This is a genomic window from Bradyrhizobium sp. USDA 326 (assembly GCF_049739485.1).
Taxonomy (GTDB): Bacteria; Pseudomonadota; Alphaproteobacteria; order Rhizobiales; family Xanthobacteraceae; genus Bradyrhizobium.
On sequence record NZ_JBMGQA010000001.1, the window covers coordinates 7,280,400 to 7,301,075 of the forward strand.

General features: G+C 65.0%; 25 protein-coding genes. 10 read left to right on the forward strand and 15 right to left on the reverse strand.

Annotated features, from left to right (window positions below; translation table 11 throughout):
* Positions 1-69: 69 nt before the first annotated feature.
* Complete coding sequence (gene mgtE, locus ABIG06_RS34450) at positions 70-1,491, reverse strand: magnesium transporter (protein ID WP_370140216.1); 1,422 nt, start codon at positions 1,489-1,491, stop codon at positions 70-72.
* Between the two features lie 116 nt (positions 1,492-1,607).
* On the opposite strand from mgtE, the gene ABIG06_RS34455 reads away from it, so the two are divergent.
* On the forward strand, positions 1,608-2,381 hold the full coding sequence (locus ABIG06_RS34455; RefSeq protein WP_370140977.1) for a polysaccharide deacetylase family protein: 774 nt from the start codon (positions 1,608-1,610) through the stop codon (positions 2,379-2,381).
* 158 nt (positions 2,382-2,539) lie between these two features.
* Positions 2,540-3,865: a polysaccharide deacetylase family protein gene (locus ABIG06_RS34460; protein ID WP_370140217.1), complete on the forward strand. Its 1,326-nt coding sequence runs from the start codon at positions 2,540-2,542 to the stop codon at positions 3,863-3,865.
* Between the two features lie 4 nt (positions 3,866-3,869).
* Here the strand turns inward: ABIG06_RS34460 and ABIG06_RS34465 are convergent, their stop codons facing one another.
* A complete protein-coding gene (locus ABIG06_RS34465) occupies positions 3,870-4,244 on the reverse strand; it encodes a hypothetical protein (RefSeq protein ID WP_370140218.1) in 375 nt (124 codons plus the stop codon).
* A gap of 292 nt (positions 4,245-4,536) precedes the next feature.
* On the opposite strand from ABIG06_RS34465, the gene ABIG06_RS34470 reads away from it, so the two are divergent.
* Positions 4,537-4,794 (forward strand): hypothetical protein, encoded by a 258-nt coding sequence (locus ABIG06_RS34470; protein ID WP_245454374.1) that lies wholly within the window; start codon positions 4,537-4,539, stop codon positions 4,792-4,794.
* 15 nt (positions 4,795-4,809) lie between these two features.
* On the opposite strand, the gene ABIG06_RS34475 is transcribed toward ABIG06_RS34470, so the two are convergent.
* The 6 genes from ABIG06_RS34475 to ABIG06_RS34500 form a co-directional block, all read right to left on the reverse strand.
* Positions 4,810-4,998 (reverse strand): hypothetical protein, encoded by a 189-nt coding sequence (locus ABIG06_RS34475; RefSeq protein WP_370140219.1) that lies wholly within the window; start codon positions 4,996-4,998, stop codon positions 4,810-4,812.
* Between the two features lie 10 nt (positions 4,999-5,008).
* Complete coding sequence (locus ABIG06_RS34480) at positions 5,009-5,338, reverse strand: four-helix bundle copper-binding protein (RefSeq protein WP_124157876.1); 330 nt, start codon at positions 5,336-5,338, stop codon at positions 5,009-5,011.
* Positions 5,339-5,442: 104 nt separating this feature from the next.
* Positions 5,443-6,345, reverse strand: coding sequence for an NAD(P)/FAD-dependent oxidoreductase (locus ABIG06_RS34485; RefSeq protein ID WP_370140220.1), 903 nt, complete (start codon positions 6,343-6,345; stop codon positions 5,443-5,445).
* Positions 6,342-7,418 carry a flavodoxin family protein gene (locus tag ABIG06_RS34490; protein WP_370140221.1) on the reverse strand — a complete coding sequence of 359 codons (1,077 nt, stop codon included), beginning with the start codon at positions 7,416-7,418 and terminating at the stop codon, positions 6,342-6,344. The genes ABIG06_RS34485 and ABIG06_RS34490 overlap by 4 nt, the downstream gene beginning before the upstream one ends.
* Before the next feature lie 62 nt (positions 7,419-7,480).
* Complete coding sequence (locus ABIG06_RS34495; protein WP_124157873.1) at positions 7,481-7,681, reverse strand: hypothetical protein; 201 nt, start codon at positions 7,679-7,681, stop codon at positions 7,481-7,483.
* Positions 7,681-7,890, reverse strand: coding sequence for a hypothetical protein (locus ABIG06_RS34500; RefSeq protein WP_370140222.1), 210 nt, complete (start codon positions 7,888-7,890; stop codon positions 7,681-7,683). The genes ABIG06_RS34495 and ABIG06_RS34500 overlap by 1 nt, the downstream gene beginning before the upstream one ends.
* Before the next feature lie 278 nt (positions 7,891-8,168).
* Here ABIG06_RS34500 and ABIG06_RS34505 point away from each other — a divergent pair, with 278 nt between their 5' ends.
* Positions 8,169-8,453, forward strand: a complete 285-nt coding sequence (locus ABIG06_RS34505; RefSeq protein ID WP_124157871.1) for a hypothetical protein — start codon at positions 8,169-8,171, stop codon at positions 8,451-8,453.
* A 160-nt stretch (positions 8,454-8,613) separates the two neighbouring features.
* Here the strand turns inward: ABIG06_RS34505 and ABIG06_RS34510 are convergent, their stop codons facing one another.
* Both ABIG06_RS34510 and ABIG06_RS34515 read right to left on the reverse strand, forming a co-directional pair.
* Positions 8,614-8,814 carry a hypothetical protein gene (locus ABIG06_RS34510; protein ID WP_124157870.1) on the reverse strand — a complete coding sequence of 67 codons (201 nt, stop codon included), beginning with the start codon at positions 8,812-8,814 and terminating at the stop codon, positions 8,614-8,616.
* A 133-nt stretch (positions 8,815-8,947) separates the two neighbouring features.
* A complete protein-coding gene (locus ABIG06_RS34515) occupies positions 8,948-9,130 on the reverse strand; it encodes a hypothetical protein (RefSeq protein ID WP_124157869.1) in 183 nt (60 codons plus the stop codon).
* A 299-nt stretch (positions 9,131-9,429) separates the two neighbouring features.
* Here ABIG06_RS34515 and ABIG06_RS34520 point away from each other — a divergent pair, with 299 nt between their 5' ends.
* Positions 9,430-9,624, forward strand: coding sequence for a hypothetical protein (locus ABIG06_RS34520; protein ID WP_370140224.1), 195 nt, complete (start codon positions 9,430-9,432; stop codon positions 9,622-9,624).
* Between the two features lie 73 nt (positions 9,625-9,697).
* Here the strand turns inward: ABIG06_RS34520 and ABIG06_RS34525 are convergent, their stop codons facing one another.
* From ABIG06_RS34525 to ABIG06_RS34540, 4 genes are all read right to left on the reverse strand, one after another.
* Positions 9,698-10,456 (reverse strand): Crp/Fnr family transcriptional regulator, encoded by a 759-nt coding sequence (locus ABIG06_RS34525; RefSeq protein ID WP_370140225.1) that lies wholly within the window; start codon positions 10,454-10,456, stop codon positions 9,698-9,700.
* A complete protein-coding gene (locus tag ABIG06_RS34530) occupies positions 10,456-13,626 on the reverse strand; it encodes a CheR family methyltransferase (RefSeq protein ID WP_424578543.1) in 3,171 nt (1,056 codons plus the stop codon). Before ABIG06_RS34530 ends, ABIG06_RS34525 begins: the two co-directional genes overlap by 1 nt.
* 307 nt (positions 13,627-13,933) lie before the next feature.
* On the reverse strand, positions 13,934-14,200 hold the full coding sequence (locus tag ABIG06_RS34535; protein ID WP_124157866.1) for a hypothetical protein: 267 nt from the start codon (positions 14,198-14,200) through the stop codon (positions 13,934-13,936).
* A 10-nt stretch (positions 14,201-14,210) separates the two neighbouring features.
* Complete coding sequence (locus tag ABIG06_RS34540; RefSeq protein WP_124157865.1) at positions 14,211-15,218, reverse strand: chemotaxis protein CheB; 1,008 nt, start codon at positions 15,216-15,218, stop codon at positions 14,211-14,213.
* 86 nt (positions 15,219-15,304) lie between these two features.
* Between ABIG06_RS34540 and ABIG06_RS34545 the strand changes: the two genes are divergently transcribed.
* Positions 15,305-15,709, forward strand: coding sequence for a response regulator (locus tag ABIG06_RS34545; protein ID WP_370140227.1), 405 nt, complete (start codon positions 15,305-15,307; stop codon positions 15,707-15,709).
* A gap of 51 nt (positions 15,710-15,760) precedes the next feature.
* The gene (locus ABIG06_RS34550; protein WP_370140228.1) at positions 15,761-16,045 is read left to right on the forward strand and encodes a hypothetical protein; all 285 of its coding nucleotides are present in this window, start codon (positions 15,761-15,763) and stop codon (positions 16,043-16,045) included.
* 265 nt (positions 16,046-16,310) lie between these two features.
* Here ABIG06_RS34550 and ABIG06_RS34555 read toward each other — a convergent pair whose 3' ends face one another.
* Complete coding sequence (locus tag ABIG06_RS34555; RefSeq protein ID WP_370140229.1) at positions 16,311-17,093, reverse strand: SDR family NAD(P)-dependent oxidoreductase; 783 nt, start codon at positions 17,091-17,093, stop codon at positions 16,311-16,313.
* 166 nt (positions 17,094-17,259) lie between these two features.
* On the opposite strand from ABIG06_RS34555, the gene ABIG06_RS34560 reads away from it, so the two are divergent.
* The 3 genes from ABIG06_RS34560 to ABIG06_RS34570 are packed head-to-tail and all read left to right on the forward strand — an operon-like array spanning position 17,260 to position 20,602.
* Positions 17,260-18,435, forward strand: a complete 1,176-nt coding sequence (locus ABIG06_RS34560) for a zinc-dependent alcohol dehydrogenase (protein ID WP_124157861.1) — start codon at positions 17,260-17,262, stop codon at positions 18,433-18,435.
* 12 nt (positions 18,436-18,447) lie between these two features.
* The gene (locus ABIG06_RS34565; protein ID WP_370140230.1) at positions 18,448-19,017 is read left to right on the forward strand and encodes a hypothetical protein; all 570 of its coding nucleotides are present in this window, start codon (positions 18,448-18,450) and stop codon (positions 19,015-19,017) included.
* Positions 18,998-20,602, forward strand: coding sequence for an alpha-amylase family glycosyl hydrolase (locus ABIG06_RS34570; RefSeq protein ID WP_370140231.1), 1,605 nt, complete (start codon positions 18,998-19,000; stop codon positions 20,600-20,602). The genes ABIG06_RS34565 and ABIG06_RS34570 overlap by 20 nt, the downstream gene beginning before the upstream one ends.
* Positions 20,603-20,676: the final 74 nt, after the last annotated feature.

Genomic DNA, 20,676 nt, shown 5'->3' on the forward strand with positions numbered 1-20,676 from the left:
AAGATGCGAGGTCTGGTGCCCCGGACGCGCCGCAGCGCGCCGGGGACACGAGAGCGCGCAGCAATCTCCCTACTTCAGCCCAAACCACAGGGTCGCAATGCCGAGGAAGGAGAAGAAGCCGACCACGTCGGTCACGGTGGTGACGAAGGTGCCGGAGGCCACCGCCGGGTCGGCCCGCACGTGATCCAGCGCCATCGGGATCAGGATGCCGCCGAGCGCGCCGGCGACGAGGTTGCAGATGATGGCGAGCCCGATGACGATGCCGAGGCCCGGGATCTTGAACCAGGCGACCGCGGCAATACCCGTGATCACGGCGAAGGCGAGGCCGTTGACGAGGCCGACCAGCGTCTCGCGCAGCACCACGCGCCAGGCGTTGGAAGAGCCGAGCTCGCGGGTGGCTAGCGCGCGCACCGCCACCGTCATGGTCTGGGTCGCGGCATTGCCGCCCTGGCTCGCCACGATCGGCGCCAGCACCGCGAGCGCCACCATCTTCTCCAGCTGCCCCTCGAACAGGCCGAGCACGGAGGACGCCAGAAAAGCGGTGGCGAGATTCACCAGCAGCCAGTTGAAGCGGCCGCGCGCAATCGTCAGGAAGGTGTCCGACAGCTCTTCGTCACTGGTGACGCCGCCGAGCGCCTTGAGGTCCTCGTCCGCCTCCTCCTCGATGACGTCGACGACGTCGTCGACGGTGATGACGCCGACCAGGCGGTCCTGGGTGTCGAGCACGGGCGCGGCGACGAGATTGTACTTGCCGAACATGCGCGCCACCTCTTCCTGGTCCTCCAGGACGGAGACGCGGCGGCGGTCTTCGTCGGTCAGCTCGGTCAGCGCCACCGGACGCCGCGTGCGCAAGAGCACGTCGAGCGGCACCGCGCCCAGCCAGTGCTGGTCCTTGTCGATGACGTAGATCTCGTAGAAGCGGTCGGGCAGGTCCGGCGTCTCGCGCATGTAGTCGATCGCCTGGCCCACGGTGAAATCCTGGGGCACGGCGATGAATTCGGTCTGCATCCGGCGGCCGGCGGAGTTCTCCGGATAGAGCAGGCTGCGCTCGAGCGCGACGCGCTCCTTGAGCGGCAGCTTTTCGAGGATCTCCTCCTGTTCGGCCTGGTCGAGGGTTTCCAGCAGTTCGACCGCATCGTCGGATTCGAGCTCGCGAACGCCCTCGGCGACCGTCTCCGGCGGCAGCTCCTCGAGGATCTCCTCGCGGACGGCCTCGTCGACCTCGTTCAGGGCCGAGAAGTCGAAGTCGCGCCCCGTCAGCTCGACCAGGCGGACGCGGTCGTCGGGCTCCAGGGCGCCGATCAGATCGCCGAGATCGGCCTCGTGCAGCTCGGCGACACAGGCACGCAGCGCAGCGCTGTCGCCAGCCTCGATCGAACGGGCAATTTCTTCGACGAATTCGTGCCTGATATCGCCGTCCTCATTGCGCATCGGCACGTGGTCGAGTACCGAATCCGAGGCGGATGGGGCAACGTCCATATGTTCATCCATGGCGCGCCTCGCCGGTTGACAGGTTGGAACCAGTGGTCTGAGCTGATGGTTCAGGCAATACCCACAAGGCAACTCCGAGCGCAATGACAAAGATGCTTCGACTGAAATGGACATCGATGACGGCGGGCGCGGCCATCGCGGCCATCATCGGCATCTCCTCGGCCGATGCCGCCGAGTGCCCGCGCAAGGATGCGCTCGGCACTTCGCGCATCCTGAGCGTTGACGCCAAGACGTATCCGCGCGTCGGCCTGAAGAGTTTCCCCGCGACGCTGCCGCTGGCAGATCACGAGGTCGTGCTGACCTTCGACGACGGCCCATTCCCGCCGACGACGTCGAAGGTGCTGGCGGCACTGGCGAACGAATGCGTGCGCGCCACCTTCTTCCTGATCGGCCAGCACGCCGCCGAGTATCCCGACATGGTCAAGCGCATCGCCCGCGAGGGCCACACCGTCGGCCATCACACGTGGTCGCATCCGTTCATGGCGCATATCCCGTTCGACAAGTCGAAGGCCGACATCGATCGCGGCATCGCTGCCGATGAGATGGCGCTGCACGGCACCTCAACGACGACACCCTCGACGCCGTTCTTCCGCTTTCCCTATTTCGAGTCGACGCCAGCACAGCTCGACCTGCTCCAGTCGCGCGGCATCGTCGTGTTCGGGGCCGATCTCTGGGCCAGCGACTGGGAGGAGATCACGCCGGAGCAGGAGTTGAAACTCGTCACCGACCGCCTGGCGGCGAGCGGCAAGGGCATCATCCTCTTCCACGACAACAAGGTACGCACGGCCGCTATGATGCCGGCCTTTCTGCGGTATCTGAGGGAGAACGGCTATCGGGTGGTCCACGTCGTACCGGCGGGCACGTCACAGAAGAGCGCCGATGCGCATTGATGCCGGAATGTCACGCCGGCGCAAAATGGGGTGATCCTGGCCCAATTAACACTCTGTTCATGCTAGCCCATGCAAGGTTGTAGCGGATATTGCACCTGAACCATTCCGGGGCGTCTCCGACCTACTAAGGCGGCAATCGCATGAGGCAGACGGGGTTCATGATCGGAAGTAGCGTTATTTCGCGGACGCGATCGTGGATCGTCCTCTGTCTGGGAATGCTCTCTATCGGCGCGCCGGCGGCCTTCGCCGCCGAATGTCCCGGCCATCCGGATGCCCTCGGCACCTCCCGCACCCTTGTGGTCGATCCGCGCGAGCATCCGCTGATCGGCACCATGCAGTACCGCGAGACGCTGCCGCTGAAGGACCATGAGGTCGTCCTGACCTTCGACGACGGCCCGCTGCCGAAATATTCCAACCAGGTGCTCCAGATCCTCGCCGACGAGTGCATCAAGGCGACCTTCTTCATCATCGGGAGCCAGGCCAAGGCCAATCCGGAAGGCGTGCGCAAGCTGGTCGCGGCGGGCCACACCGTCGGCACGCACAGCATGGACCATCCGCTGACGTTCGACCGCATGCCGATCGACAAGGCCGAGGCCGAGATCAACGGCGGAATCGCGTGGACCTCGGCCGCGATGACCGATCCGTCCCAGCTCGCCCCGTTCTTCCGCATTCCCGGCCTGATGCGCGCCGAGGGCGTCGAGAACTATCTGATCTCGCGCGGCATCCAGGTCTGGAGCGCCGATTTCCCCGCCGACGACTGGCGGCATGTCTCGTCCGACCGCGTCTACCAGCTCGCGATCCAGCGGCTGGAGGCCAAGGGCAAGGGTATCCTGCTGCTGCACGATATCCAGGCCCGCACGGTGGCGGCGCTGCCCAAGATCATCCGCGACCTCAAGGCGCGCGGCTATCGCATCGTGCATGTGGTGCCCGCGACCGCCGAGCGGCCGGCGACGCCGACCACGACGGTGGAATGGCTGCTGCATCCACCGACCGAGACGACCCCGATCGCACGCTGGCCGCGCGTGCCGAACTTCGTGTTCACGCAGACCCGAACGCTGCCGGCGCCCGCCCTCGCCGACCTCAATGCGCAGGCCGAGCATCAGCAGCTGCTTCCGCTCCGAACCATGGCGCAGGCCAATGTCGCGGCCACCCTGCCCGTGCCCGGCCGCGCGCTCTTTGCGATCCCCGAAGGCTCGGTCGAGGTGCTGCTGTCGACGACCTTGTCGCGGCGTGCCGCGACGCGGCTGGCGATGGCAGCCGAGACGTCTCGTGCGGCCAGGGACAAGGCAGCACAGGCCAAAGCAGCAAAGGGCAAGGCAGCCAGGCTGCAGGGACGGCGCACGGCGCATGCGGCGCCGGCGGCACCGGATCATGCCGAGCAGCCCAAAGGCACGACGACCACTGGCGCTGCACCCAGGGGCTCGGCATCCAGGAGTGCGACCACCCGCCCGACCCGCGTCGCCAGCCTGAAGAGGCGCGCTTAAGCCCTCACTGCCGCGTGATTGCGGCGACGCAGAGCAGCACGATGAGCGCCAGGAAAAACAGGTCCATATAGGACTTGAGCTCGCCATCGCGCCGCAGCCGCGCAACGTCGCCGACGACCTGCTTCCGCGCCGAGGCTCCGCCCGAACCGTCATTGATCGAAGCCTGAAGGCGCCTGGTCTCGGCCTCCAGCTTCTCGATCTTCTGGAAGAAGTAGAACGCACGCAGCGTCGAGGCGGCGCGCATGCCGGCATAAACCAGCACCAGGATCGCCAGGATCGCCCGGTTCGGATACTTCTCCATGAAGTTCAGGCTGAAATAGACCACCGCCATGAAGGCGAAATTCGTGAGGAAGCGGTAGACGAAGCTAAGAAAGGCCATGCTGGCTCGAACCTTTGGGGACGCGCAACTCATTCATGTTGCGAAATTTCGGGACCGGTGGACCCGGACCGGAAACGGCCGGCCTGGATGCGGCAGCGGCCCGTCTACGCCAAGTTTGTTTCAACAAAGATACTATCGCCCGCAACTTGCCGCCTTTTCGCCGAGACGCGGCCACAAGTCGGGCCGGAGCATGGCCCATCCGCCTGCCCGCGCGGCATGCCCGCGAAGGGCTCAATGGCGATTTGGCGGAAGTCGCGGTAAACTCGACCGCCGCGATATGTGGGGTCTGCCGATGCCGAAGAAGGGAATCACGGGCCACGACGACTGGGTTCTGACCGAGGCGCTCGCAACCGCGCTGGTCGCACTGGAGCAACTCGAACCAAAGCACCAGCCGAACGCGCATATGGACGACATCCGCAAGCTGCTCGCGAACGGCAAGGAGCCGGCGGCGGTGAGCCTGCACCTCGCGCAGGCCAAATGCCGCCTGTTTCCCGGGCTCGACCCGCTCGAGATCTACCGGGAATACGGCATCGGCGAGGAGTATGGTTGAGGCCGCCGGTCGACGCTAAGGCCCGCCCGCGACCGATCCCGCGATCGCCATGGCCAGCGCGCCGAGATCGATCTTGCCGTTGACGGTCAGCTCCTCCGAGCCCTTCGCCTCTCGCGCGCCCTGGACCTTCAGCGCTTGCGGCCGGTCGGCGGCCTGACGCTGCAACTCGCCAACGATCGCTTCCTTGAGTTTTTCTTCCAGCATGCGCGCCTCCTCAGGCCGCCATCGCGCGGCAGGATTGGGCGCATGAGCGGCACATCGCGACGCATTCGTCCATGCCGCCGATCCGCTCGCAATCCTCAGCGCATTCGCTGCAGATCTCGGCGCACTCACCGCAGGTATGCTTGTGATGCGGCGTGTTGATCAGCATGAAATGCGCAGCCGTCCGGCACATCTCGGCGCAGGCCATCATCAGGCGGAAGTGCTTCGGCTCGACGTGCTTGCCGCCGGTCTCGAGGCAATGGTTCATCGCCGTGCCGAGGCATGTGCGGTAGCAGCTCATGCAGAGGTCGATGCAGCGGGTCATGTCTTCGGATTGAGCCATCGGTTGTCTCCTGTTGCGCCCAGCCCGCCCCGCTCAATCAAGGCGAGGCAACGCCCTTCGTTCCCGGTTCCGGTCGATTGCGAGGCGCGCCTCCTGCGGCCCGGTCAGGCCAGTCGCGGCGGCAGGCTGTTGTGGATCGTGCAGGCGGCAATTGCGGCATGGCCGAACGCGACCGCGATCTGGTGCAGGTCGGTGACGACGTCGCCGATGCCGTAGAGCCCATCGATCGACGTGCGCTGATGGTCGTCGACCTTCAGATATCCCTCCCCGGTGTGTTCGGCGCCCAGCGCCATCGCGAGCTGCGAGCGCACCTCCGCCCCCATCGCGGGATAGATCGTGTCGAACTGCGCCGTGCGGCCCTCGGCGAAGACGGCTTCCACGAGTTCGCCCCTCCGCCGCAACCGCAGATCGGGCGCGAACAGGACGTCCACATCGGCCTCGGCCAATCGTGACGTGACCGCCTGATCGTCATCACGATCCGTTGCGAGCAGCATGACGTCTTTCGAATAGCCGCGCAGGAACAGCGCCTTGCCCGCGGCGCGAGCGAGCGGGCCGATGACGCCGATGCGGCGGCCGGTCTCTTCGAAGGCGTCGCAGACGGGGCAGTAGCGCAACAGCCCATCCGCGACCGCCGCGCGCCATTCGTCGAACGGAGGATGGGCATCGACGATCCCGCAGGCGAGGACGACGGCGGCAGCCGCATGCGCGCGGCCGTTCCAGCTCGCCAGAAAACCCTGATCGTGGCGCTGCAGGGCGGTGACCTCGGCATCCACGCGCGCGACGGCGAGTTCGTCCAGCTGGGCCGACATCCGTTCGATCAGTTCAGTGCCGGACAGGCCGTGGACGAAGCCCGGAACATTGTGGCTGCGCGGGATCAGCGCCGCCCGGCTCGCGCCCGCGTCCACGACGCAGACGCGGCGGCGGAATCGCGCGAGATAGATCGCGGCCATCAGCCCAGCCGGCCCACCCCCAATAATCAGGCAATCGAGCGGAGGCGTGCCGGTCATTTGGGGTTGGGGTCCGCAACACCGGCACCGGGATCCCCGAGGCGCCCGCTCCTTGCAAGCCGGACCGCGTTGCCCAGCGCGCGCGCCGCATTCTGCACCTCCTGCTGGAATTCGCTGTCCTCGTCGAGATCGCGATGCGAGGTGGCGTATGGCTCCATGTAGCCGACATAGCCGTCGAGCTCGGCGAAGCGCCCCGCCGAGATCAGCTGCATGTCGGTCAGCCAGTCGGACAAGGCCCGGCGCACGCCCTCGGCGCCGACCGCATCGCCGTGAACGACGACGCCGAAATGACGGCCGGCGAGATGGCGCGGATAGGGCCAGCCCTTCAGCTCCATCGCCTTGGCTTCGGTGGCGTTCTTGCCGTGGGTCGAGGTCGGATCGGGATTGCCGCCGTCGGCGCAGACCATGCGGTCCATCATCGCCTTGAGCCCGGCGGGCACGTGATACCAGTTCACCGGCGCCACGATCAGGATGCCGTGGGCGGCAACCCAGAGCGGATAGATATCGTTCATCCAGTCGCCGGTCTGGCCGAGCGAATGGTTCGGATAGCAGCTGCACGGCCAGTGGCAGAGCGGCATGGCGGTGCCGACACAGGACTTGCAGGGATGAATGGTCTTGCCGAACTCCGAGGCGAGGCGCGACAGATCGAGGATGTCGACGGCAAACCCCATCTCGATCAAGACGGGCTCGGCCAGCTTGACCAGCCGCCAGGTCTTGGACATCTCGCCGGGACAGGTGTGTTCGCTGCGCGCCGAGCCGTTGATGATCAGGATGCGCGGCGTCTCGCGCGCATCGTCGTGACGCCGCTGCGCTTCCAGGATTTTTGCGCGCGCCTCGAGCCAGTCGACGGCAAGATCATAGTCGGGGTCGGAGAAGCCTGCACCGGCCTTCCGCGTCAACGGCGCCTTGCGCGAATGGCTGTAGGCGTCCCAGGCCGCAGCGGTGATGGCATCGAGCTCACGTCGCAGCGGAGCAAAGGCGGGATCGACGAACTGACCCTTGTAACGCCGCTCGAACTCCTCGCGCGACAACTTGACGGGCGGCATCCCCTTGCGAACGTCGGCTTCCGTCATGCTGGCTCCTGGCGAGGTCGGTCATCGACCAACCCGGCGCGCAGCGCACGGTTCCCCGAGCTCTACTGGCGAGCAGCCTCCCGCGGCAGATCGAATTGCGCGATCCGCTGGTCGAGCCGCCACAGCTCGATACGGTGGACCAGCACGAGCGCGGCCGCTTCGCGTTTGGCCTGCTCGTCATCGTCGCAGACCAGATTGATGCATCCGAATACATGTCCGTCCGGATCGATCTGAAACGCGCGGTAATGCTTGATGCTTCCCATCAGGATTGTCCCCGTCTCGGAGACACGGGCGCGCTCAGCCAGTCTGTCAGGTTCGAGGTCACCTCGTTCTGCTTGGCGCGTCGCAGCAGCATCTCGCGTTCCCTGCCGGGCGGCAGGCTACGCGCGCGGTCGCGGGCGTTCTCGGCAAAGGCGGCCAGGCGCTCCTGGAGCGATTGGGTCTGTTTCCTGCGGTTACGTTTGGCGGTCATTGGGCTTTCACGTTGGATTTCGGATGGAGAAAGCTGGCCCCGGCGGGAGGTTGGGCGCCGGGACCCAAGTTGCCTGTCAGTCAAGTCGCTGCCGGTTGGGGCGGCCCAGTTCCGGAAGCGCGTTTGTAGCTTCCGCCGCAACTTGCGGTTCCAGCATTTCAATAAGTTAACGCGGTGCGATTTTGCGCGAGCGACAGGCGAACGACCGATCGATCCGCGCTGCGCCGGAACCGAAATGCTGATTCGCATGTTCAAGAACGACTTGAAGGAGGAACATCATGGCAAAAGCAGCATGGAAGCGGCCGGGCTCGCCGATCGGCCGCAAGGGACCGCGCAAGGCAAATCCCGCCTACAAGCGCCGCGCGCGCGAGCGGTGGACGCCGGCGGATGTGAGCAAGCTGAAGCAGCTGGCGAAAGGCAACACGCCGACCGGCGTGATGAGCATCAAGCTTCAGCGCCCGGTCGCGGCCATCCGCAGCAAGGCGCAACGCGAAGGCATTTCACTGAGGCCCGTGAACCGCTCGCCCTACAACCGGCGAACCAAAGCTGCCAAGCGGCGTTGATTCCCGCACCGCCGGGTGACAACCGGACGCAACGGGGACGATGGACGTGGTGCTCATTTTTCCGGTTTCTGCCCACGACACCAGCGCATCGGTACGCGCCGACATCTAACCCGTTCCCGGCGCGTGCAGCCTGACAGGCTGCACGCTGGCGGCCACATGCCTAATCCGGCGGCTGCAGGCCCGGTGACCGCAGCCATTCGCTCATCTGAGATCCCGTTTCCGCCTGACGCGCCTTGCGCAACATCTCGTCGCGCGCCGCTCCGGGCGGAAGCGAGCTGGCCTGTTCACGCAGCCGCTCCGCCTCGGCGGCCAAGCGCGCTTCCAAGGTCTCTGCATGCTTGAACCGATGTCGCACCGTCATCAGGCGTTCTCCCTGCTGCATGAGGTCGAACGCGCCGTTGCGTTCTGGCGTTGGCGGGCCCAGCCGCACAGGTTCACCGACTATCAACGTTCCGGAAGGGGAACGGTTGCGCACTTCCGTAAAAAGACCGGAGTTATGGTTTCTCGTTGTCCCGGCGCGCCTTGATCTCCGAGCGCAGCATCGCGCTATCCATGATGGCCAGACGCAGATCGTTGACGGTTTCGCCGTAATGGCCCGCAGCCTGTCTGTGCTGCTCCCGGAGGGCGCGGCTCTCTTCAATAGCACGTGTGGCGCGGGCAAACAGAGCGTCGGGCATCCGCCATCATGCACCGAAGCTCATGAGCACGCCCTTGCATAGGTTACTCAAATCGCGCCAACCGCTCAAAAAGCATCGCTGACTAACCTGGATCAAGCGTTCACAACCGTTTTGGAGGGGTCTTCAACCAGGAAGCAGCGATCGGAACGGAACTTGACCGGCAAATCCCCCGATTTCGTTGGCCGAGATGCTGCGGCAGGTGTACGGTCACCTCATCATCAGCTGAGGCTCTGCCCGTAGGCGCTGGTGGCTGAGAGACCGATGGCGCTCCCGCCTGCATGATCAGGGGAGCGCGCTCGATGGCGAAGCAGACTCACTATCCTTTGGAATCCGATCAGAGGCACGTACAGCAGGTTCGCGAGGCTATCCGCAAGGCGCGAAAAGTTTTGGAGCTTCCTCAGCCGGATACGTTTCTCGGCCGGCGAATGCACGAGCCTTTTCCAAGCGAACAAGCTGATGATGCGCAGGATGGGCAACATCGCAAGCCGGCATGATTGCGAACAGGATGGTCTCCCGCCCTGACCCCGTGTCACCGACGCAACGCGTCCGAGCGCAGGAACGCCGGCCTCACCGCGTCGCTTCGGCCGCTCGATACGGTTGCAGATAGCTCGGCGAGTACAGCGCCGCATCCTTGAGCGCATCGAGATCGGGAATGGTCAGCGTCCGCTCGCGCAATATGATCAGACCCGACGCGCGTAGCTCCTGAAGAGTCCGATTGAGGTGAACGACGGACAGTCCCGTCGCGTCGGCGAGATCCATCTGCGTCACGGGCATCACGCAGGAATTTCCGTCGACCATCCCGACGGGGCGAAGCCGCTCGAACGTCTCGCAGAACAGATGGGCCACGCGCTCCAGCGCAACGCGACGACCGAGATTGGTCGCCCATTCGCGCTGAATGGCGGCGCTGACGAGGGTCTCGCACCAGAACGCCTCCGCGAGTGAGCGATCGCTAGCCATCAGGTTCTCGAATCGCGCGCGCTTGATCTCGCTGTAGACCACCGGCGTCATCGTCGCGATAGAATGATCCATCACCGAGAGCAGGAACGCATGCGCGTCGCAGCTCTCGCCCGGGAAGATGAAATTGACGATCTGGCGACGGCCGTCCTCGAGCGTCTTGTAGCGGCAGAGCCAGCCCGACAGCACGACGCGAACGCTGTCGACTGGGTCGCCCTCGGAGATCAGGTCCTCCCCCGATCCGGCACGGTGAAGGCCTTCGAGCATGGCATTTTCGAGCGATGCTCGGGCCTCGGTAGACAATGGCCTGAGTGCGCTCAGCCGGCGAATGACCGGCTCTGCGACGCTGCGTTCGAGAGTCGACAACGGCATCAGCCAGCCACCACCGGTGTATGGAACGTGCGCTTGTCGAGGGGAATTGCGATCGTGCATTCCAACCCCGCAGGGTCGAATGTCATCGTAGTCTGCCCCTTGAATTCGAAAGCTAGCGTCCGCTCCAGAAGCTCCGTGCCAAAACCCTTGCGCGACGGCGGCTTGACCGGAGGACCGCCGCGCTCGCGCCATTCAAAGACGAGCTCGCCAGGCTCCCTGATCTCGTCGAGACGCCACGTGATCTCGACGCGCCCGCCGGGCTGGCTCAAGGCGCCGTATTTCAGTGCGTTGGTCGCAAGCTCGTGAATCGCGAGCGCAAACGTCTCCGCGGCCTTGGACTGGAAGCGCACCTTCGGCCCAGAGACCCGCATCTGGTCGCCTTCGCGCGCGTTGTAGGCCACGAACTCCTCGACCACGAGATATTCGAGATCGACGCCGCCTTCGGGATCGCGCGTCACCATCGCCTGGGTGCGAGCAAATGCGCTGAGCCGGCCGTCGAGATGGGAGGCGCATTCCTCGACGGTCGTGCTGGATTCGGCCGAACGGCGGGCGATGGAGCGCACCACGCCGAGCGTGTTGCGAACGCGGTGCTGGAGCTCGGCAAGCAGCAGGCGCTGGCGCTCCTCGGCACGGGTGATGGCGGTCACGTCAACGAAAGTGATAACGACGCCCGCGATGAAATTGTCGATGCTCCGATATGGCAGGATTCGCACGATGTAACGCGTGCCGCTGTCCGGCGCACTCAGCTCGCGTTCGACGCCGGCGAGCGTGCGCAGCACCCGACGGATGTCGTCATAGAGCTCCTCGATCGGGATGCGCGCCTTGATGTGGGCGAGGGGCCGGCCCGTATCCGTCTCGACGAGATGCAAGATCTGCGCGATGGCAGGCGTGAAGTTCATCACGCGCAGATCGTTATCGAGGAACACGGTCGCGATCTGCGTGCTCTCGAGGAAGTTCTTGAGGTCGCTTGTGGCGCGCGTCAATTCCTGGACACGGTGCGCCAGCTCGCCGTTGACGGTGGTCAGCTCCTCGTTGACCGACTGCAATTCCTCGCGCGAGGTCTCCAGTTCTTCGTTCGCCGACTGAAGCTCTTCATTGAGCGACTGGTATTCCTCGTTGGAAGATTTCAGCTCCTCGTTGGTACTCTCAAGCTCCTCGATCGTCGCCTGGAGACGTTCGCGCGTCGCACGCAACTCGCCTTCGAGACGCTCGATGTGCTCGGTGCGAACCAACACATTCGGATTGCTCTGATCGGCATCGACGACGCGAGTTGGACCGTCCTTGAACAGGACAACGAAGTTGCGCTGGCCGCCGTTACCCTCCTGAATCGGCTCCACGGTGATATCCACCAGCACGCGGTGACCGTTCTGTCCGAGCTGCACCTGCTCGGCATGGGCCGCTTCGTTCGATTCCGCGGCGCGGCCGAGCGCCGTGCGCAACTCCAGGCGGAGGTCACGATGGATCAGTTGGAGCAGGTCGAGCGTGGCGGCGCCCGCCGTCGGCTCGATGTAGCGGCCGGTCCGTCCGGAGAAATGCAGGATGTGGAAACTGTCGTCCGTAATGACATAGGCGGGCGCATAGCGCTCCGCGATGCGCTGCGCGCGGCGCTCCAGTCCGACATCGGGGCCGAACGAGCGCAAGGCCGTAACTTCGGCCGGCGCCCTGCCCGCCGCCGTCGTGATCGGAAACTCCGGCGGCAGCCGCGTTCCGGTTTCCAGCTTCTTGAAGATGCGCGCGCGGCGGTCGACAGGCACGAACAGCTTCGGGTGCCGCGTCACGTTCTCGGAATTTCCGAGGAACAGGTAGCGGTCCGGCAGCAGCGCGAAGTGGAACAGCGGGATCACCCGGTTCTGCAGTTCGGCATTGAGATAGATCAGCAGGTTGCGGCAGGAGACGAGGTCGAGCTTCGAGAACGGTGCGTCCTTGATGACATTGTGCTGCGAGAAAATGCACATCTCGCGCAGCTCCTTCACCACGCAGTAGGTGTCCCCCTCGCGCACGAACCAGCGCGCCAGGCGCTCGCTGGTCATGTCGGCTTCGATATTGCTGCGGTAGCGGCCGACGCGCGCGCTCGCGAGCGCGCGTCCGTCGATATCGGTGGCGAAGATCTGAACCTGCGGCGGGGACTCCATGCGTGCCATGTGCTCACGCAGGAGAATGCCGATAGAATAGGCCTCCTCGCCGGTGGCGCAGCCGAGCACCCAAATGCGCACCTGCTGGCCCGCGCCTTTTCCCTCGAAGATCCACGGAATGATCTGGGTTTCCAGCACCGCGAACTCGCGCTTGTCGCGGAAGAACTGAGTGACGCCGATCAAGAGGTCGTTGAAGAGATGCTGCGCTTCGTCCTTGTCGTTGCGCAGGAGATCGACATAGGCGGAGATGTCGTCGATCTGGGCCACCTGCATGCGCCGCTGCACGCGGCGCAGGAAAGTGTTCTGCTTGTATCCATTAAAATCGTTGCCGGTCTTGGCGCGAAGGATGTCGGCGACCCGCGACAGCGAGCTCGCCGCCGCGGCCAGCACCTCGTCGAATCCCTGCTTCGCGTCCAGGCGCCGCAGGTGCCGGGCATAGACCTGGATGTGCTCGGGGATCTCCTCCGGCGGCAGCACGTAGTCAGCGATCGAAGCGGGCGTGTTGCCGTCGACCAGATGCGCGGCCTCTTCCATCCCAGCGACCTTTTCCGCGATCGCGATGCCGCCGTGATCCTTCAGCGCCGCCGTGCCGAGCGTTCCGTCACCGCCGGTCCCGGCAAGGATGACGCCGATGGATCGTTCCGCGCGCTCCTCCGCCAGCGAGACCAGGAAGCTGTCGATCGTGGCGCGCTCGCCTGGCGCCTGTTCCGCCTTGCGGATCGCGAACCGGTCGCCCTGGATCGTGGTGATCATCGCCGGCGGGCACAGATAGATCGTACCGCCCTCGATCGCGTGGCCGTCCCGGACATCGGCGACGCTGCCGCCATTGGACGCCTGCACGATCCCGCGCAGCCGTTGCTCGTCGAAAGCCCCATGATGTTGAAGCGCCAGCACGATGGCCTGATCGGCCCCGACTGTCAGCGAGGCAAAGAAGCGCTCGATACTGTCCAGCGCACCAGGCGAGGCGCCCACCCCTATGATCAGCGGAGTCTTGATCCGGCGCTCTCCTTGAACCGGCTGGTCGCCGACTTCCTGCATGGCTCTGGTGGCTCTCGTTCGCGCCGGACCAATAGGCACCCGGCTCCTGCAAATAGCAGAAATCGATATTACCCCAACACATTAAACGCAAAAACGTCCCGAAGCCCCAACGTTGTTGGCGCCGGCGGTCAGGTCCATACTCGGCCAGCACGGCGGAGGGAACCCGCCATGCGAGGTCTGAGGATCTCGATCAGGCGCGCCGATCGCGCCAGTGCGGACGCCCGCCCCCGCCCGGAAAGACCGGGGCCAGTACGCCGAGCGGCAGCTTGCTGCCCTGATCAACAGCTCAGCAGGCCAGCCGCCTCTCCTAACCAGCCTCGACCTCCTGCCGAAGATACGCGACCCGCTGCGCGATCAGGACACGGTGGCGCTCCCATTCGACCAGGGTCTGCTTGAGCAGGCTGACCAGCCGCTCCGCCTGCTGCGTGTCGTGTCCGCCGGTCATCAGCTCACGCACCCGATCTTCCTGATCGCGGATGCGCTGCCGCCCCTCATCGAGGTCCTGATCGGCCTTCACCAGGAGACGTTGCTCGGCATCGAGCTGCGCGGTGCGTTCGGCAAGCGAGATGGCCATGATAGCGCTTTCAGGCCTCCCATTTGCCTACGGAAGGGTCGAGCGACTTTAGCACGACGCGTCGGATCGTGTCGGCATATTCGCGGTATTCGAGTGCCCGAGCCTCGTACATCTCCGCCACGGCTGCCCGTCCGCTGCGCCTGCCGTCGGCTGCCATGCGCTGCACCAGCTCCGCGCGCTCCTCTATGATCCGCAGCGCCACGCGCAGGGCCTCGTCGACGCGCCCTTCCTGCTCCTTGGCGAGGGCATCGGCGGTGAAACCATGGCCGACCTGGCAGCGGAAGCGCATCGGACGGGCATCCTTGACCTCGGACAGCACACCCCCGCAGGCGGGACATGTCAGTGCGACGGGCTTTCCTATCGAGGTCAGTTTGTCGCTTCCGATCCGCTCTCCGGCCGCAATCTCGACCTCGAGCCTGATCTCGGGCGGGATCGGCAGCGCGGCTCCGGCCGGCTCCCTGACGAGTTCGGACAGCACGTCGCCCATGGTTGCGCCGGGAACGCAGAGATCGACCGTCGTCGCCTCCATTGCGCGCCGCGGCATCTCGTCGGAAATTGCGTCCGAAGGGTCCTGCACCACGGCCATCCCGCCGCAGCGCTTGATGGCATTGAGGCCGGCCGCGCCGTCGGACAGCAGCCCGCTGAGAAGCACGCCGATCACGCGCGGGCCGTGATAAAGAGCCGCTGAACGAAACAACGCATCGATCGCCGGCCGAACCATGTTCTCGCGCGGGCCACGGCCCAGGAAAATGTGGTCCCCGGACAGCAGCAGGTGATTGTCAGGCGCGGCCAGATAGATCTGGCCGGGCTCGATCTTCATGCCGCTCTCGGCCTGCCGGACCGGAAGCGGGCCGGCACTGCTGACAACCGTCGAGAGAATGCCGATGCCCTGCGCCGGAATGTGCAGCACGATGAAGACGGCAGCCGGCAAGTCCGCGGGCAGACGGCCTAGAATCTGTTTCAACGGCTGCGTGGCTCCAGCCGAGCCGCCGATGACGATGACGTCGCGATTGCTCATGGAACCTGGCACCGATTGCATCGTTTGCACCAAACTGGCTTCAGGTCTTATGTTCCTATTTGCCTGAAGGGATTGCTGGAGGGATCATGTCTGGTTCGCTCGCATCGTCTCCTCAGCGCGCGCCCCTGGTAGGGCGCCGTATCCTTGTGGTCGAGGACGAATATTTTCTCGCCGACGACATCGGCGCTGCGCTGCGCACGCTCGGCGCGGAGATCGCGGGTCCCGTCGGGGACATCGAGGACGCGACGGCGATGCTGCACGGGGGCGTAGCACTTGACGGCGCCGTGCTCGACGTCAACATCCGGACGGAGATGATCTTTCCGATCGCCAGGGAGCTCAGGGCGCGCGACGTGCCCTTCGTCTTCACCACCGGGTACGAGAAGGTGAGCATCGCGCCGGAATTCCACGACGTACCGCTCTGGGAAAAGCCGATCGATATCGTGGCCATGGCGCGGACCATGGCGGGGCTCGTCGGCGACCGGCGTGCATGACGTGCAGCGCGGCACGTTCTGCCCACTTCTCGCATTGGAGAGTGACGTTCGATGATCTACACACCTGATATCGACCTCGACAAGCAGCTGCTCAGCCAGTCGCGCGAGCTGGTGCGCGAGGGCATGGCGCTGCTGCGCAGCACCGACCATCTCGTGAGCGGGCAGCGGCTGCGCGATGAGCTGGCGCAAGAGCGCCGCAAGCCGCCGCACCGGGACAGCCAGAAAGCGGGCCGCGCCCGCTCATCTGAGGGCGCGCCGGATCGATCATCAGAGCAGATGCGCGAAAGCAATCCAGGCGGTCACCGCCAGGCACAGGATAACAGCGGCGTAGGGTAGCGCGACGCGCAAGACGGCAAGCTCCCCCCGTTTAGCTCATCATCATCCAGACGATTGCCACCATCATCACGAGAAAACCCGTGACCGCAGTCGCGACAAAGGCCTGCTCGATGCGATCCATCGCCATCGCAGCCCCTTCTGTTTCAGCCCGTACAATTTGGACCGTTTCGGGGCCGCTGCGCATTAGGCTATGTGAATCGGCTTTCTCCCTTCGCCCGTTCGCAGGACGGTTCGCGCAACTCCGCGAGACTGCGACGGCGCCGCTCTACGACCGCGCGGTGCCCGGCTCCGCCATCTTGCGATGCTGCTTGGCCAGCAACTCGTTCGGCGTGACGTTGGCGACCGTCGTCTGGATCTTGTTCTTCAGCCCGGTGACGATGTCGGAGTCCCCGCGCAGCATCGCGTCGAACCCGGCCTTGGCGACATCGTAGGCGCCGTCCTTCTTCTCGGTGCCGACCTTGGTGTCCATCATGCCGGCGCGGCGGAAGAACTCGGTCTCGGTCGCGCCCGGCATCAGGCAGGTGACGGTCACGCCGCTGTCGCGCAGCTCCTCACGCAGCGCAAACGAGAAGGAATCCAGGAACGCCTTGCTCGCGTTGTAGGCGGCCTGGAAACTGCCCGGCATGAACCCGGCGATCGAGCCGGTGATCAGGATCCGGCCCGCATTGCGACGAAGCATCTCGTTGCCGACGCGGTGGATCAGATACAGCGTGCCGGTGATGTTGGTGTCGATGAGGCGTCTCACCCTGGCAAAGTCCTGGTCGAGGAAGGCCTTGCCGAGACCGATGCCGGCATTGGCCAGCAGCGCATCGATCGGCCGGTCGGCGACGGCGGCACAGAGCTTGTCGACGCCCTCGGTGGTGGAAAGATCGGCCTCGACCGGCTCCACGCTGCCGCCGACCCGGCGCAGATCGACTGCAACCCGCTCGATCTGAGGTTCGTCCGCGGCGATGACGAGGTTGAAACCTGCCTGCGCGCAGCACCTGGCGAGTTCCAGGCCGATACCGGTGGAGGCACCTGTGACGACGGCGAGTTGATTGGCGGGCATGCGCATATCCTTGGAATTGAGGTCTTGGAATTGAGGCGATGACGCTCAATCGCTGCCCTGCTCCCTCGTTCCTATTTGCGCAGTGCGAAGAATTTGCGCGCGGCGATAGCAACCATCGTTCATTCCTGGACTTAGATCGCACGTAGCTCAACCGGGAGGACGGAAGATGAAGGCGCTGGTCTGGCACGGCAAGGAGGACATCCGCTGCGACACCGTCACAGACCCGGAGATCCAGGATCCGCGCGACGCGATCATCAAGGTCACGAGCTGCGCCATCTGCGGCTCCGACCTTCATCTCTTCCACAATTTCATTCCCGGCATGCTGCCCGGCGACATCATGGGCCACGAGACCATGGGCGAAGTGGTCGAGGTCGGCTCGGGCGTCGATGGAAAGCTCAAGAAGGGCGACCGTATCGTCGTGCCCTTCACGATCATTTGCGGCGAATGCGACCAGTGCAAGCGCGGCAATTTTTCGGTGTGCGAGACCACCAACCGCAAGCGCCATCTGGCCGACAAGGTGTTCGGACACACGACGGCCGGCCTGTTCGGCTATACGCATCTGACCGGCGGCTATCCCGGCGGCCAGGCTGAATATCTCCGCGTGCCCTTTGCCGACGCCACTCACATCAAGGTGCCCGCCGGCATCCCCGACGAGCAATTGCTGTTCCTCAGCGACATCTTCCCGACGGGCTGGCAGGCCGCCGCGCAATGCGACATCGAGCCGACCGACACGGTCGCGATCTGGGGCTGTGGCCCCGTCGGCCAGATGGCGATCCGCAGCGCCATCTTGCTCGGCGCCAACCAGGTGGTCGCGATCGACTGCCTGCCCGATCGGCTCAGCATGGCGGAGGCCGGCGGCGCCACCACGATCAATTTCGAGACCGAGAGCGTGGTGGAACGGCTGAACGAGCTCACCGACGGCAGGGGCCCGGAAAAATGCATCGACTGCGTCGGCATGGAATCGCATGTGATGGCTTCCCTGCCCGACACCCTGCTCGACCGCGCCAAGCAGATGGTGATGGCGGAGAGCGACCGGCCTCACGTGCTGCGCGAGATGATCTATGTCTGCCGTCCCGGCGGCATCATCTCCGTGCCGGGCGTGTACAGCGGCCTGTCCGACATGCTGCCGATGGGCGCCTTCATGAACAAGGGCCTGACGATGCGCACCGGCCAGACTCACGTCAACCGCTGGACCGACGACCTGCTCCGCCGCATCGAAGAGGGCGAGATCGACCCGTCTTTCGTCATCACCCACACCGTCCCGCTCGAACAGGGACCGGAGATGTACCAGGTGTTCCGCGACAAGCGAGATTCCTGCGTCAAGGTCGTGCTGAAGCCCTGAAGGAGCAAATCCATGTTTCATTTCTCCAACATCGTGCGGACCAAGGGCGACCCCAAGATCATCGAAGGCGGCCCGAGCCTGAAGCAGCCGGCGGACCAGTTCGCGCGCGCGCTGGGCTGGTTCAGCATCGGCCTCGGTGTGGTCGAGCTCTTCGCGCCAAGGCGCGTCACGCGCACGCTGGGCATGGAAGGCAGCGAGACGATGGTCCGGGCCTTCGGGGTACGCGAGATTCTGGCCGGGATCATGTCGCTCTCGGTGGACAAGAACGCCGGCCTGTGGGCCCGCGTCGGCGGCGACGGCCTTGATGCCGCCGCGCTGCTTTCAGGGCTGACGTCGGACAACCCCAAGAAGGGCAACATCGCGCTCGCACTGCTGATGGTCGGCGGCATCGCCGTGCTCGACTACCGCGCCGCGCAGGACACCAAGCCGCGACGTCCGCCGCGCGACGCACGGCGCAAGCTCTATCCGAGCCGCAGCGGTTTCCCCAGGGGAATCGAGAGCGCCAGAACCGCAGCAAGGCAGATCGCAGCTCACGCTGGGCATAACGAGGTGAAGCAAGGCGATGAGCATCGCGTCCCGTGACGAGGCGGCATGGTGGGAATCCGCCGTCATCTACGAGATCGCGCTGATCTCCTTCCAGGACTCCAACGGCGACGGCAAGGGCGACCTCGCCGGACTGATGTCGCGCATCGATTACCTGAAATGGCTCGGCGTCGACGCGGTGTGGCTGACGCCGATCTACAAGAGCCCTTTCCGCGACCTCGGCTACGACATCTCCGACTATTGCTCGATCGATCCCGCTTTCGGTAGTCTCGACGAATTCGACCGCCTCATCGAGGCGCTGCACGCCGCAGGCATCCGGCTCATCCTCGACCTCGTTCCCAATCACACCGCGAACGATCACGCATGGTTCGTCGAGAGCTCGAGCTCGCGCAATAGCGCGAAAGCGGATTGGTACATCTGGGCCGATCCTGCCGAGAATGGCGGCCCGCCCAACAACTGGCTGAGCCGGTTCGGTGGCAGCGGCTGGGAATGGTGCGAGGCGCGGCGGCAATATTACTATCATTCCTTTCTCGTCGAGCAGCCCGATCTCAATTGGCGCAATCCGGACGTGAAGGCCGCGATCGCCGATGCGATGCGCTTCTGGCTCGACCGCGGCGTCGATGGCTTTCGCGTCGACGCCAGCGCGGTCCTGATCAAGGATGAACTTCTGCGCGACAACCCGCCAAATCCGCAAGCCGAGGGCAAGCCGCCGCCGCAGCGCCACACGCCCGTCTTCACCGACGATCGGCCCGAGACGATGGATTGCATCGAGTTCATTCGAGAGGTCATCGACAGCTATCCCGCCCGGATGCTGTGCGGCGAGGTTCAGGGCAAGACAGACCGCATCGGGCACTTCTACGACAACGACCGGCCGCGCCTGCACCTGCCGCTCAACTTCGCGCTGCTCGACTCGGAATGGGATGCACTGTCGCTGCAAGCGACGATCGATGCGTATTTCAACGCCATACCGGAACATGCTTGGCCGGTCTGGGTGATCGGCGGGCATGACAAGCAGCGGATCGCGAGCAAGATCGGCGCGCCGCAGATGCGCGTGCTGGCGATGCTGCTGATGACGCTGCGGGGGACACCGTTCTTGTTCATGGGCGACGAGATCGGCCGCAAGCGCGTCCCGATCCCGCCCGACCGAGTCCGCGATCCCTTCGAGAAGCTCGTACCGGGCTATGGCCTGTGCCGCGATCCCGAACGCGCGCCGATGCGATGGGACGACAGTCCCGAGGGCGGCTTCACCACGGGCCGTCCATGGCTGCCGCTGGAGCCCTCTGATAGCGCCGCCAGCATCGCCGGACAGCAGCACGACATGCATTCGATCCTGACACTGTTTCGCGCGCTGATAGCGCTGCGGCGCGAGCATCTATGCCTACGTCGGGGCGGTTACGAGCCGCTGCGGTCGCAGAACGATGTCCTTGCCTACAGACGGGTAGACGGCCGCAACGAGATCCTAGTTGCGCTCAATGTCGCGGCTGAACCACGGACATGGCACTGGCAGGGTCGCGGCCGCCTCCTGATGTCGACGCAGCTGGATCGGGCGCCCGAGCCAATGCCGGATGCTTCCATCCTGCTGCGGGGCAATGAGGGCGTGATCATCGCGCTCGAACCTCGGTGAAGGCGAAGGAACCATCGGCGCCTCGAAGAGTCTCATCAACGCTTCCGGCATCTCCCCCGCCGCCGGAAGCAATT